At 49.9% G+C, this 13,430-nt stretch carries 16 protein-coding genes; 8 read left to right on the top strand and 8 right to left on the bottom strand.

What is annotated here, in order from left to right; genetic code table 11:
* Positions 1-135 precede the first annotated feature (135 nt).
* Both SPK40_RS00170 and SPK40_RS00165 read right to left on the bottom strand, forming a co-directional pair.
* Entirely contained in the window at positions 136-573 is a 438-nt protein-coding gene (locus SPK40_RS00170; RefSeq protein ID WP_330959031.1) for a YcgN family cysteine cluster protein, read from the bottom strand.
* A 210-nt stretch (positions 574-783) separates the two neighbouring features.
* The gene (locus SPK40_RS00165) at positions 784-921 is read right to left on the bottom strand and encodes a hypothetical protein (protein WP_248141728.1); all 138 of its coding nucleotides are present in this window, start codon (positions 919-921) and stop codon (positions 784-786) included.
* Between SPK40_RS00165 and SPK40_RS00160 the strand changes: the two genes are divergently transcribed.
* A complete protein-coding gene (locus tag SPK40_RS00160) occupies positions 866-1,087 on the top strand; it encodes a YkgJ family cysteine cluster protein (protein ID WP_330959826.1) in 222 nt (73 codons plus the stop codon). The two genes, SPK40_RS00165 and SPK40_RS00160, sit on opposite strands and share 56 nt — an antisense overlap.
* Here the strand turns inward: SPK40_RS00160 and SPK40_RS00155 are convergent.
* On the bottom strand, positions 1,064-1,309 hold the full coding sequence (locus tag SPK40_RS00155; RefSeq protein ID WP_248141080.1) for a TIGR02647 family protein: 246 nt from the start codon (positions 1,307-1,309) through the stop codon (positions 1,064-1,066). The genes SPK40_RS00160 and SPK40_RS00155 overlap by 24 nt on opposite strands.
* Before the next feature lie 174 nt (positions 1,310-1,483).
* On the bottom strand, positions 1,484-2,344 hold the full coding sequence (locus SPK40_RS00150) for a Tim44 domain-containing protein (RefSeq protein WP_330959030.1): 861 nt from the start codon (positions 2,342-2,344) through the stop codon (positions 1,484-1,486).
* A 278-nt stretch (positions 2,345-2,622) separates the two neighbouring features.
* Here SPK40_RS00150 and SPK40_RS00145 point away from each other — a divergent pair, with 278 nt between their 5' ends.
* From SPK40_RS00145 to SPK40_RS00120, 6 genes are all read left to right on the top strand, one after another.
* Entirely contained in the window at positions 2,623-3,030 is a 408-nt protein-coding gene (locus SPK40_RS00145; RefSeq protein WP_248141083.1) for an NINE protein, read from the top strand.
* 165 nt (positions 3,031-3,195) lie between these two features.
* Complete coding sequence (locus SPK40_RS00140; RefSeq protein ID WP_248141084.1) at positions 3,196-3,792, top strand: TetR/AcrR family transcriptional regulator; 597 nt, start codon at positions 3,196-3,198, stop codon at positions 3,790-3,792.
* Positions 3,793-3,809: 17 nt separating this feature from the next.
* On the top strand, positions 3,810-5,684 hold the full coding sequence (locus SPK40_RS00135; protein ID WP_248141085.1) for an MFS transporter: 1,875 nt from the start codon (positions 3,810-3,812) through the stop codon (positions 5,682-5,684).
* A 304-nt stretch (positions 5,685-5,988) separates the two neighbouring features.
* The gene (locus tag SPK40_RS00130; RefSeq protein ID WP_248141086.1) at positions 5,989-7,203 is read left to right on the top strand and encodes a pyridoxal phosphate-dependent aminotransferase; all 1,215 of its coding nucleotides are present in this window, start codon (positions 5,989-5,991) and stop codon (positions 7,201-7,203) included.
* Between the two features lie 102 nt (positions 7,204-7,305).
* Positions 7,306-7,890, top strand: coding sequence for a 5'-deoxynucleotidase (yfbR, locus tag SPK40_RS00125; RefSeq protein WP_330959029.1), 585 nt, complete (start codon positions 7,306-7,308; stop codon positions 7,888-7,890).
* Positions 7,890-9,257, top strand: coding sequence for an anti-phage deoxyguanosine triphosphatase (locus tag SPK40_RS00120; RefSeq protein WP_330959028.1), 1,368 nt, complete (start codon positions 7,890-7,892; stop codon positions 9,255-9,257). The genes yfbR and SPK40_RS00120 overlap by 1 nt, the downstream gene beginning before the upstream one ends.
* On the opposite strand, the gene SPK40_RS00115 is transcribed toward SPK40_RS00120, so the two are convergent.
* Positions 9,254-9,868, bottom strand: coding sequence for a tRNA-uridine aminocarboxypropyltransferase (locus SPK40_RS00115; RefSeq protein WP_330959027.1), 615 nt, complete (start codon positions 9,866-9,868; stop codon positions 9,254-9,256). The two genes, SPK40_RS00120 and SPK40_RS00115, sit on opposite strands and share 4 nt — an antisense overlap.
* Positions 9,869-9,881: 13 nt before the next feature.
* On the opposite strand from SPK40_RS00115, the gene rrtA reads away from it, so the two are divergent.
* Positions 9,882-10,454, top strand: coding sequence for a rhombosortase (gene rrtA / locus SPK40_RS00110; protein WP_330959026.1), 573 nt, complete (start codon positions 9,882-9,884; stop codon positions 10,452-10,454).
* 59 nt (positions 10,455-10,513) lie between these two features.
* Here rrtA and SPK40_RS00105 read toward each other — a convergent pair whose 3' ends face one another.
* The 3 genes from SPK40_RS00105 to hupB form a co-directional block, all read right to left on the bottom strand.
* Positions 10,514-10,798 (bottom strand): ComEA family DNA-binding protein, encoded by a 285-nt coding sequence (locus tag SPK40_RS00105; protein WP_371929344.1) that lies wholly within the window; start codon positions 10,796-10,798, stop codon positions 10,514-10,516.
* Between the two features lie 132 nt (positions 10,799-10,930).
* The gene (gene ppiD / locus SPK40_RS00100) at positions 10,931-12,823 is read right to left on the bottom strand and encodes a peptidylprolyl isomerase (RefSeq protein ID WP_330959025.1); all 1,893 of its coding nucleotides are present in this window, start codon (positions 12,821-12,823) and stop codon (positions 10,931-10,933) included.
* 196 nt (positions 12,824-13,019) lie between these two features.
* Entirely contained in the window at positions 13,020-13,292 is a 273-nt protein-coding gene (gene hupB / locus SPK40_RS00095) for a nucleoid-associated protein HU-beta (RefSeq protein WP_248141093.1), read from the bottom strand.
* Positions 13,293-13,430 lie beyond the last annotated feature (138 nt).

The following is a 13,430-nucleotide window of genomic DNA, read 5'->3' as shown; positions in this document are numbered from 1 at the left end:
CTACGGTTTGATTAACAGGCCCAACACACTCTTTATAATGACTACAAAGTGTCTACACACTTTCCCAATATAGATAAAACATGGTGATTATTGATTGAGGCGTGACACTTAACCCATTGAAAACCCTTGGAACATCTAGCCCCGAGAGGGATGATTGAGAATATGGTCTTCCCAGTCGATCACATCGATTTCGTACACCACTTTATCCCGCACCGACTGATCGGCAGCGTGCATGGCCTCTTTGGAGCCCGTAATCAGCGGGTGCCATTCCGGCAAAGATTTCCCTTCAGCCAGCAGGCGATAAGCACAAGTGTCCGGCAACCAGCTGAATTCATCAATACGCTCACGCGTCAGTTTGAGGCACTCTTCACCAGATTCAAACCGGTTGGCATAATCTTTACAGGAACAGGTTTGATCATCCAGCAAGCTACAGGCGACATTGGTATAGTAAATCTCATCGGTATCATCATCGATGAGCTTATGCAGACAGCATTTCCCGCAGCCATCACAGAGAGATTCCCACTCCGCGTCTGTCATTGCTGTCAGATCTTTCTCTTGCCAAAATGCTGCCATCGTTCTGTCCTGCTGCTGTTGAACATTCACCTTCTTCGCTGAGTAAGAAGAAAGAAAGGCGGTGTTATAGCCGTCTGCCAGACAAAGTGCAACCCTTGAGTCAGAATTTCAGCCCGGCAACAGGAGTGCAACCGGCAGGCAAAGGTTGATCCCTGCTGTGTTGAATGGTAGTTTGCGCCACCAGCAAAAGGCCGGTTTCACGGCCTACACTCAGCGCATGCTGACACAGAAAGTATAGAAGGTTGTGATGGACTGTCGTTTAGGTTGCGGTGCCTGCTGCATCGCCCCGAGCATTTCATCCCCGATACCGGGGATGCCAAATGGTAAGCCCGCTGGTGTCCGCTGCATTCAGCTCAATGAAAAAAACCTGTGCAAGCTTTTCGGTCAACCGGAGCGCCCGGCTGTCTGCCATCAGTTCAAGCCCTGCCCGGATGTATGCGGAAACACCAATACACAGGCGTTTTCGAACCTGACAGAGCTCGAGCGGCTCTCAGACGTTCACAGTACCTGCTAAAATCCGCAGCGCCGTTTTAGCATGCTCCAGTGCCTGATGGCCGGAGTGCGTCAGGTAACCGCCATCAGGCTGTGTCACCAATCCTTTGTCATACAGCCGCTGTGCTGCCGACACCATGTCAGCACCGGCCTCATGGTGAACTTTGACCCCCTCCATATCACTGTGCATCGGAAATTTCACCAACAGGTTCAATTCATTCACTAAATCTGGTGTTAAAGGCATATCGACCTCACTTCTTGATGACTTCCCCCAAGCATAGCGATAGAAACCGGATCACGCTGGGGTTTAGATCAAACCCGTGGCAATTCTCTGATTTTCAGTAAAAAGAAAACCGCCTATCCCTAAAAAAGATAAGCGGTTCATGGCAAGTCACTTGTTAACGCTGACAGTGATTGTTTAAGCCTGAATGCCCACAATCAACCAAGGTGCGTTCGGAGTCGTCAAGTCACGTTCCAGATGCCAGATATCCGTAATTTCTTCTTCTACACCTTCATGACGGTCCTGATAGCGTCCTGAGAACTTGATACTCAGGTGCGCAGAGGAAGCATCATAATCTGCACGGACCAGCTCAGCATCGACAAACATGACTTCAGTGTGCTGTTCACCTTCGAGTCTGGAACGCTCTGTCTTGAGATCGTCAAACAGCGCCGGACTGACATACTCTCGAATTGTCTCCAGTTCATTATGGTTCCATGCTCCCTGCAGAATGCGGTAATGATCCCGAGCACCGTGCAGAAACCCATTCATGTCAATGCCCGGAGGCAAGTTGAATGGCACATCACTGTCGGTTGACTGATACTGTGACTGCGCTGCGTTACCACCAAAGCCGCTCGTTTGCTGACGGAACTGCCCCTGATCCTGTGGTGAATCACCCGCATAGGCCTGCTGATGTCCCATTGCTGTTGGCTTGGCTTTACGCATCCCTTTCAGGAACTTAAAGATCAGAAATGCAATCAGGCCAAAAATCAGAATATCCATGAACTGGATACCTTCAAATGCACCACCGAAGAATGCAGCTAACAAGCCGCCCGCCAACAGACCGCCCAACAGACCGCCCATCAGGCCTTTTTTACCTGAAGAAGCCGTCGGGTTCTGCTTGCTGATTGTATCCGTTTGCTGCGGTTGCTGCTTCTGAGCCGGCGCTGTTTGATAACTTTTGCCCAGCGACTTACTGCCGCCGAATTTTTTCGCTTCTGCGTGAGGTGCAGTAAATGATACCGCAACGATTAACGCAAACATGGTAATAAAGCTTTTCATCAATCCTTTACCTTTGCCTTGTGAATGCATGGTTTTACCAGACCTTATGCATCCTAGCCGGGGGGAATGTAAAGTCAATCTGCTTCAGTTGGCCAAATTGTTACCAAATTTGGCAGAAGTAGCCAATTTGCCCCTGTGAATTGTCAACTTATAGTCAATTCCAGAGCTGCATTGCGATCTTCTACGGCTAAGTTAATGAAATAACTTGTTCCGCAGTTCGTTTCACACCTAGTATTAGCAGGGAACTTTTTTGCCCACAGCACAGAAGAGATGAGGCCATGCAAGAAACCACACACCAGAATACGCACAGTAAACTGATAGGCTATCTGCTCTGGATTTTCGGGTTTACCGGTGCTCACCGCTTTTACTATGGAAAACCAGTCACGGGAACCATCTGGTTTTTAACCCTGGGTCTGCTGGGGATTGGCTGGCTGATAGACCTGTTCCTGATTCCGGGAATGGACAAAGAAGCCGATCTGAGGTTTCAGGGTGGCGAGCTCGACTATAACATCGCTTGGTTACTGCTCACATTTTTGGGGATTTTTGGTGTACACCGAATGTACATGGGAAAATGGCTTACCGGCATCATTTATCTGCTGACGTGTGGCTTCTTCCTGATCGGTTTACTGATTGATTTCTGGACATTGAATGATCAGGTATCCGTCGAAAACTCCCGGAGAGGCTGACAGCACCGGTTCGCACCTGCCTTGACCGGTACTGAATCTTCCCCCTAGAATATTGAACATTGTTCTAATTCTATACTTATTTTGGAGCCGGTAAGCTCTTTTGAAAGAAGGCGGCATTATGCCCGGCCTGTTGTACGTGCTTTCAAGCACCATGTAGGGAATATCATGGCAAGACGAAACGACCACACGCGGGAAGAACTCATCAGCATGACGCTGGAGCAAGTGAAACAATTTCTCAGTGAACACCCACATCACGAACTGAGCTTACGTAAAGTTGCAGCCATGATTGGCTATGTGCCCAGTACTTTGGTGAATGTATTCGGTAACTATAATCTACTGCTGCTTCATGCCATTGCACAGACGCTGGACGAGCTCTTTGCTGAAGCAGAAAAAGAAATGCAGCATGCCAGCTCAACCAAAGATGCCCTGCGAAAACTGGCGTACTGTTATCTGAATTTCGCAGCAGCTCACCCTTACCGCTGGCAGCTGATTTTTCAGCACACCATGAACGGCGAAGAACTGCCTGAATGGCAGCATGAACGTATTAATAATATGACCAGCATGCTGGAAGACCTGATCCGCCAGCTGATCCCGACTCAGTCAGAAAAAGCGGTGCTCGAAGCCAGCCGTGTTATATGGGCGGGAGTCCATGGCATTACGCTGTTGACGGTTGACGACAAACTCTTCACCTCGACGCCTGTCGATGGGAAAGCACTGATTGATAATCTGTTAGACACCTACCTCAGCGTCTGGCAAGTATAAGGAGGAAATCTGGAACAATGGCCAGTCAGTCACAAGCAGCACTGCTTAGAAAGCGCCGCTTTTTACCTTATTTTCTAACTCAGGCGCTGGGCGCGTTCAACGATAATATTTATAAAAATGTTCTGCTGATTCTGATCGCTTTTGCTGCCCCCGGAACACTGCCATTTGAAACCGATCTGATTATCAATCTCGCGGCTGGCATCTTTATTCTGCCTTTCTTTCTGTTCTCAGCAACAGCCGGGGTCCTGTCGGATACCTACGATAAAGCCTTCATTATGAGGAAGGTGAAACTGGCGGAGATCATTATCATGGCCATGGCAGCTGTTGCTTTCATGACCGAAAATTACATGGCTCTGTTACTTTTACTCTTTCTGATGGGGGCCCAATCAGCATTCTTTGGCCCGGCGAAGTATGCCCTGCTGCCTCAGCACCTGAAAAAAGAAGAGCTGGTCTCAGGTAATGCGCTGGTTGAAACCGGCACCTTTCTGGCCATTCTGATGGGCACGCTGCTGGCAGGCATTATCGCCAGTCAGGAGCAAGCCAGACTGATTGCTGCCGTTGCTGTCGTATGTTTTGCCATCCTGGGTTATCTCAGTTCCCGTTACATACCGGATGCCAAACCCAGCGGTACACCCCCACCATTCCGGTGGCAACCGATCAGGCAAACCCGCCGTACACTGTCAATTGCCGCTAAAGATAAGGTAGTCCTTCAGTGTGTGCTGGGCATCAGCTGGTTCTGGTTCCTGGGCGCTTCTTACCTGACCCAGTTCCCCAATTTTGCCAGGCTGCATCTCGGAGGCAATGCGGCCTCAGTCTCCGTCCTGCTGACACTGTTTTCAATTGGGATTGCGATTGGCTCGCTGCTCTGTGATCGTCTGTCCGGACACCGCATTGAACCGGGTATCGTGCCTCTGGGCTCGCTGGGCATCACCTTCTTTGGTGCTGACCTGATGTTTGCGACACCGGATATTGCCCCGATGACAGATTCTCTGTGGGCATTTCTGACCCAGCCTGAGTTGCTGCGCGTCTTCTTTTCTCTGACCATGCTGGGAGTCTCCGGCGGTATTTATATCGTCCCGCTGTATGCCATGATGCAGAACCGGGCCAAGCCAAACGAACGGGCACAGGTGATCGCTGCCAATAACATCTGGAATGCGATTTTCATGGTCGCCAGTGCAATTGTTGCCATCATCTTCCTGTCGGTCCTGTCGCTGACCATCCCGCAGTTTTTCCTGTTTTTGGCTGGCATGAATCTTCTGATTCTGGGGTATATCTATCTGCAGGCACCTGATTTTTTCTGGCGGTTTATCGTCTGGATTGTCAGCCATACCATTTACCGGGTCAGTCACCAGCAACTGGAGAATATTCCCAAACAAGGCGGTGCGCTGATCGTGTGCAACCACGTCAGTTATATGGACGCACTTCTGCTGGCCGGTGCCTGTCCCCGTCCAATCCGTTTTATAATGGATGAAGACATCTTCAAAATGCCGCTGATCAAAACTTTCTGCAGCGCCTGTAAAGTGATTCCGATTGCCGCTAAAGACCGCCGCTCAATTCAGCGGGCATTTGAGGAAGTTGAGAACTGTCTGTCTCAGGGTGAGCTGGTCTGCATCTTCCCGGAAGGGAAACTGACCCATGACGGTGAAATCGGCCCATTCATGCGTGGCATTGATCTCATCCTCAAACGCTCTCCGGCGCCTGTACTGCCGATGGCACTAAAGGGGCTGTGGGGAAGCTATTTCAGCCGGGAAGGCGGACGGGCTTTACTGAAGTGGCCAAAGCGTTTCTGGTCCCGGGTCACAATTGTGGCAGGTGAACCTCTTGATGCGCATGAGGCCAACAGTACAACATTACGGGAAACCGTCATCGCCTTACGCGGCGAAGCACGCTGAACCTCTGTAAATACGGAAAGCGCGGAATATCGCGCTTTCCGCTCTCGCCTCCTAAGTCAAACCACACCCAGTTCATTCAACTAAATCAGAGTTCATTAGTAGCCACAAAAACCAGAAAAATACCGATTTCAGGATAATTAACTCTACCATTTTTATTATGGGCCAAACATCACCCTACCAGCGTTTTATTCTGCTAATTAATTAAATACCCCATCTTCACATAATTTTTTCCTGCAAAGCCTTTATCTGAAGGTGGTATTTAGTGTAATTTGTCGGAATTGCTCACTTTTTGCAGGATGACCACATGCACAACATCGGGATGTCTACCAAGCTCAATAATGTTTGTTATGACATTAGGGGTCCCGTTCTGAAACATGCCAAGCGCATGGAAGAAGAAGGCCACAAAATTCTTAAGCTCAACATTGGCAACCCCGCACCATTCGGTTTCGATGCACCGGATGAGATCCTGGTGGACGTGATCCGTAACCTGCCAACCTCTCAGGGCTACTGCGATTCAAAAGGCATTTATTCTGCCCGTAAGGCCGTTGTGCAGCACTATCAGCGACGCGGATTACTCGATATTGACGTAGAAGATGTCTATATCGGTAACGGTGTTTCTGAACTCATTGTTATGGCGATGCAAGCCCTGCTCGACAACACCGATGAAATCCTGGTCCCGGCACCAGACTATCCGCTCTGGACCGCAGCAATCTCGCTGTCTGGCGGTAACCCGGTGCATTATATTTGTGATGAAGAGTCTGACTGGTATCCGGATCTGGATGACATCCGCAGCAAAATCACACCGAAGACGCGTGGTATTGTGCTGATCAACCCGAACAACCCGACCGGGGCTGTTTATAGCCGGGATTTTCTGCTGGAAGTAATTGAAATTGCCCGTCAGCACAAACTGATTATCTTTGCTGACGAAATCTACGACAAAATTCTGTATGACGGTGCGCAGCACACCTCGATTGCACCTCTGGCAGAAGATGTATTCTGCGTCACATTTAATGGCTTGTCCAAATCCTACCGGGTCTGTGGTTTCCGGGCGGGCTGGATGCTGCTGTCCGGTCCCCGTCAGGTTGCCAAACGCTATATCGAAGGTCTGGATATGCTGGCATCCATGCGCCTGTGTGCCAATGTCCCGATGCAGCATGCCGTCCAGACGGCGCTGGGAGGCTACCAGAGTATCAATGAGCTGATCCTGCCGGGCGGCCGTTTGCTGGAGCAGCGGAACAAAGCCTATGACATGATTACGCAGATCCCGGGGGTTTCCTGCGTGAAGCCGAAAGGCGCGCTCTATCTGTTCCCGAAACTGGATCAGAAGAAATTCAACATCGTTGACGATCAGAAAATGGCACTGGATTTTCTACAACAGGAAAAAGTCCTGATCGTGCATGGCACCGGGTTTAACTGGAAGAAACCGGATCACTTTCGTATTGTCACCCTGCCACGGGTGGATGATCTGGAAATGGCCATCGGTCGTCTCGAGCGCTTCCTGCATGGTTACCGCCAGTAATCTTACACTGACAAAACAAAGCCCTGGTCTCCGGGGCTTTGTCATTTCTAGGCAGGCCAAAATCTGATAGGTTTAATAGAAAGCTTATGAATTGGAAGCCCTATGAAAACCAGCCATTTTTTTGCTCATCTGGCCCGAATGAAGCTCATCCAGCGCTGGCCACTAATGCGATCTGTCACCAGCGAGAACGTCTCCGAACACAGCCTCCAGGTTGCTTTTGTCGCTCATGCTCTCGCCCTGATTAAAAACCGGCACTTTGGCGGTGCCCTGAATCCGGAACGAATTGCTTTACTCGCCATGTTCCACGACGCCAGTGAAGTGTTAACCGGCGATATGCCGACCCCGGTCAAATACTTCAATCCGGCGATTGCCGAAGAATATAAAAAGATTGAACTTGCGGCCGAGCAACGGCTGCTCTCGATGCTGCCCGACGAATTTCAAGCTGACTATGCCCCGTTGCTGGTCAGTGAACAGATTAACCAGCAGGATTACCACATCGTTAAACAGGCAGACACTCTGTGCGCCTACCTGAAGTGTCTGGAAGAGCTCAGTGCCGGCAACCATGAATTCACGCAGGCAAAAAATCGCCTGGAAGAAACGCTGGAAGAACGCAAAACCTCGGAAATGGATTATTTTCTGACAACTTTTGCCACCAGCTTTAACCTGACACTGGACGAAATAAACTGATGAGCGAAAAGAGAGAACCTACCGCCAATTTATGGCAGGCAAGAAAAAGTCAGGAACAAAAAGAAAGACGTCAGGACCACCGGACCGCCTACCAGCGAGATCGAGCCAGAATTCTGCATTCCGCCGCTTTTCGCCGGCTACAGGCCAAAACCCAGGTTCATGGTGCAGGACATCATGATTTTTACCGCACCCGGCTGACCCATTCGCTGGAAGCTTCCCAGATCGGAACGGGAATCGTGGCTCAGCTCAAGATCAAACAACCTGATTTTCGGCCACTGCTGCCTTCAAACAGCCTGATGGAAAGCCTGTGTCTGGCACATGATATCGGCCATCCCCCTTTCGGCCATGGCGGAGAAGTGGCTCTGAACTATATGATGCGGGACCACGGCGGCTTTGAAGGCAATGCGCAAACCTTTCGGATCGTCACACTGCTGGAACCCTACACAGAAAAGTTCGGCATGAACCTGTCGCGCCGGACCCTGCTTGGGCTGTTAAAATATCCCGCATTCATCAGTGAGACCCGGGCAACCGAACTGCCCTCTGCCATCCGTCAGTTCCGTCATCTGAGAGCGAAGGACTGGCAACCGGCGAAAGGGATCTACCGGGATGATCACGATACGTTCAACTGGATCCTTTCTGCCCTCTCCGATACAGACAGGACGTTACTCAGTACGACAATGCGAGGCGAACGACAGGCACCTTCCCAGCACCTGAAGACCCGTTTTAAATCTCTGGACTGTTCCATCATGGAGCTGGCCGATGACATTGCCTATGGCGTGCATGATTTAGAAGATGCCATCGTCATGGGAATTGTGACTCAGAAACAATGGGAGGACGCGGCAGCAAGCCAGTTGGCCCTATGTGGAGACGTCTGGCTGACAGAGCGGATTGACTGGCTCAGTCAGCAGTTGTTTGCCGATCATCATCAGCGCAAAGACGCCATCGGCGCACTGGTGAACGCCCTGATCACAGCGATTGAAATCGGACCGACCACATCTGAGAATGAAACCGGTTTTGACGAGCCGCTGCTGAAATGGAATGCCTATCTTTCCGTACCAATGGAAAAAGTTCTGACGGTGCTGAAAGAATTTGTCAGTGAGTATGTAGTTCGCAAGCCAGAGATTCAGCTACTTGAATACAAAGGTCAGCAAATTATCATGGAAACCTTCGAGGCTCTGGCGTCCGATCCAGAACGACTACTGCCCGCCGGGACCCGAGAGCGGTGGCGGGATGCCATCCATCACGGCCAGAATGAGCACCGGATTATCGCTGACTATATTGCCGGAATGACTGACGGCTTTGCTCAGCGTCTTTATGGCAACCTGTTCCATCCGGCCAGCGACTGGAAGCTTGGGCCCACCGTTTAACTTTTCCCGTAATGCCGTTCGTAGACACCGGGCGGCATCTGGCTGATTTGAAAATCAATCATCCGGTCAAACGTGTTGAGCAACGGCTGAAATTTGTTACTTTCACCTTCAATCTGGCTCAGCGCTTCATAAGCTGCCTCTACCGTCGACAAGCCAGATGCTTTAGGTGATTTTCGGATCCGGTAATTGCCTGCCAAAGCGGCTTCAAGGCGAACACAGGGTAATGCTTGCAGATTTGCGGAAAGCTGCCAGATTTTGTAGGCCTTCTTCCAGGTTCCATCCAGCAGAATTAAAGTCGTCCGTTGCTGAGGGCTGCACTCAGCAGCCCATTGCGAAAGGGAAGCAGCACCCTCCCCCGGATACAGCACAGCCGCATGCCGCGCCGGATCCGACAACAATGTGTTGATTTCATCATGCTTGCTGAAATCCTCGCCCACCCAGAGCCGGGCATTGGGCAATGACAAAGTCAGGATTCGCGCCGTCCCAAGAGGCTGTTTTACTTCAGACGGATGTTGCAATATCCACAGTTCAGTTCTAGCATCAACATTTTCTATCCACTGGCAAATACAGGCTTTTGCAGCTTTGCCACAGCGCTCACAGTAGCGGCTCATTGAGGTGCCCTTGTTGTCACGATCTTTGTTTCTGTCATTGTTAGCTATCAGTCTGCTCACTATCTTTGCCCAGCTTGCACCGGTTCATCCGTTCCTTGAATGGGATCGGCAGGCAATTGCATCCGGACAATGGTGGAGGATCCTAACAGGAAATATTACACATACCAATTGGCCTCACCTCGCGATGAATCTGGCCGGCCTGGCCATTTTGACCCAGCTGTTCCGGTTTCACCTGACCACAGCCAGACTAGTCACAATTTTGTTTGCACTCAGTATCATTGTCGGACTGTCTTTATTTTTCACTGAACTGGATCGTTATGCCGGGCTCTCTGGGATACTCCATGGTCTGTTTATCTGGGGTACCTGGCAGGATATTCGTCAGCACCGCTCGGGCGGAAAACTCTTACTGGCCGCAGGCTTTGTCAAGGTCGGCTGGGATATTGTCACAGGAGGCTCTGCTGAAACAGCTTCTCTCATTGAGGCTAGCATCGCAGTTGAAGCCCATCTGGCTGGTGCATTGGGCGGGCTGGCGCTGGCCTATACGTTCGATAAAATTCAATCCCACCGCTCTGTAAGCCAGCACTGAAACGTTGCAAGGGGAGCAAATGCCCCCCTTACAAGATAGCAGCGTATATATTCAGATCTTCAGAGCTGAATTCTGTCGCGATTTTTCTCTACAGTCGATGCCCCAATCCCTTTCACTTTGCTCAGGTCATCTGCTGTCGAAAACTCACCATGCTGATCACGATACTCAATAATACTCCGAGCCTTATCAGGTCCGACACCCAGTAATAATTTATCCAGTTCCTCTGCATTGGCAGTATTGATATTCACAACGATTTCAATCCCTTCATGCGTATCCGTGGCATCAGCCGTGCCAGATATCACTAGGCTTGAAGCCAACATCAGTAGCGCAATTGAATTCTTCATTGGTTCTCCTTATCGATTGTTCGACAAGAAGAATAATGAAATTTACAAGCAGGAAAACGGCACCATTAATTTCTGGTCCCAAAAAACGACGGGCCGCACATGGCGGCCCGTTAATACAATAATCAATTACATTTACTGTGCAGTTGCATCCAGAACCGGATACGTCACTTTCGCGTCTGCACGCAGCACATCCAGTAACGCCATCACATCCTGCTGAGCATTCATCTGTGCCAGTTGTTCTGCCATCGGACCATTTGATTTCGCAGGCTCAACCTCTGGCTCTGTCACTTTATCCAGCGCAATAATCACAACATTGCCCTGCTGATCATGCGTCACGCCGTAGACAGTTTTTCCGTCTTCTGGTTTCGCCAAGGCAAAAGCCTTTTGCGTCAGGACAGGATCACTACCGCGACGATTCAGCGTCTGAGGCTCAGAGAAACTCAGGTCTTGCTGCTCCAGAATATTAATGTCTCCCTGACGTAATGCCGCCAGAATCTCATCTGCCTGCTTCTCAGCCGCTGCTTCGCCACGTTGTTGCGCCAGCTGTTCATGCACCTGTCCGGACACTTCCTCAAACGGCAGCAATTGATCAGAACGCGCCTCATCAACACGAACAACGATCACATGCTCTGGCCCCAGTTCAATAACTTCAGAGTTCAGACCATCTTCACGGACTTCCGGTGTATTCAGAGCCTGCACGACTGCTGGAGTCGCCAGTACACCCTGAGCATTGTTCAGCGCAAAGAAATTCGTTTTCTGTACCTTGGCATTCACGGCTTTCGCGGCGTCATCCAGAGAATCCGGCATTTCAAATGCAGTTTCAGCCAGTTTCGTCTGCTGCTGGTAGAATGCTTCGGCTGCTTTCTGATCACGCAGATCGGCCAGCAGATCTTCACGAACATCAGCAAAAGGCTTCGCCGTTGGCGCTTTCACGCCCTCAAGCTGAATAATGTGATAGCCAAAAGAAGACTTCACAACATCTGAGACATCACCGTTGTTCTTCAGGCCAAATGCCGCCTCTTCAAACGCCGGATCCATCACACCACGCTCAAACCAATCCAGTTCACCGCCTTGTTTGGCACTGAAGGTATCATCAGATTTCGCTTGCGCCACTGCAGCAAAATCAGCACCACCTTTCAGCTCAGCCAGAATCGCATCAGCTTTGCTCTTTGCTTCAGCATCATCACCCTGAATCAGAATATGACGCACATGACGTTGCTCAGGCTTAGAGAATTTAACCAGATTGTCCTGATAATAAGTCTTCAGCTCATCTTCGCTTACCGCCATAGTATTTTTCAGCGAATTGCCGGATAACTCGATATAAGACACCTTCACCTGCTCCGGACGAGTAAACTCCAGTGCATGCTGTTGATAATAGGCTTGGCTGTCTTCTTCGCTGATCTCAACGTTCTTTTTAAACGTTTCCAGATTCAGTGTCAGGCTGCGCACTTCACGTTGCTGCTGCTCCAGTTGCTGTAACTGCGCCAGTTCATTCTTCAGTGCAAAATCACTTCCCTGAATGGCTGTCAGCAGTTGCTGACGCAACATATTGGTGCGCATGTACTCTGCAAATTGGTCAGGCGTAAAGCGAGAACGACGCAACACAGAGGTGTAAACATCGTTATCAAACTGGCCGTCACGCTGGAATTCAGGCATTGCACGAATCGCCTTTTTCACCTGATCGTCGCTGATACGCAGTCCCAGCGTATTAGCTCGCTGTTCAATCAGTGCATCGTTTACCAGACGATCCAACACACTGCGACGAAACTGCTGCACATAGCCAGGATCACCCATCAGGGTTGAGAAATAATCACCCAGCTGCGACTGCATACGGTTACGTTCGTTTTGATATGCCTCTTCAAACTGACGCTGACTGATTTCCTCGCCATCAATCTTTGCCGCTACAGGCTGATTAGAATTTGCCAGATAACTGCCTACACCGGCAAAGACAAAAGAAAATATGATTAGGGAAAGAATAATCTTTACCCAAAGACTGCTTACGCCTTCGCGCATTCGCTCCATCATAACGTGCCGTATCTCCTAGTTGTTCGAGCTGGCAATAATGGTTGGCCGTGATTCATTCTGAACCACAATCCATTCACCCTGATACAAATTAAAAAAAGCGCATCACTACGATGCGCTCTCGTGTTACGCAATCATGCCATGATATGACACTATGCGTAAGGTTTTGTTCATTACAACTGCTGGCAATAATGCCAAATTAGTTGACAGAATCTTTCAGCGCTTTACCTGGTTTGAAACCTGGTACACGGGCTGCTGCAATTTGGATTTCTTCACCTGTCTGTGGGTTGCGGCCAGTACGGGCAGCACGCTCACGAACAGAGAAAGTACCAAAACCAACCAGAGCAACTTGCTCGCCTTCCTTCAGAGACTCAGATACAGCCTCAATGAAAGCGTCCAGCGCACGGCCAGCAGATGCTTTAGAAATGTCAGCACCTTCGGCGATTTTATCAACCAACTGAGTTTTGTTCACGATTTCTTCCCCTCTATGAACATTGTCTTCCTGACAACAGCATAATCTAAACTTTACACTGTGACGGCAAAGGACAATCAAAAAGTTGTATCAGGTCTAATTTATCAGGTCATGATGACGCTGAACAGGGCTGTAAGC

Origin of the sequence: Photobacterium sp. 53610, assembly GCF_036409375.1 — a bacterium.
Classification (GTDB): Bacteria; Pseudomonadota; Gammaproteobacteria; order Enterobacterales; family Vibrionaceae; genus Photobacterium.
The sequence above is the reverse complement of the archived record's forward strand: the minus strand, read 5'-3'. Positions and strand labels throughout refer to the sequence as shown.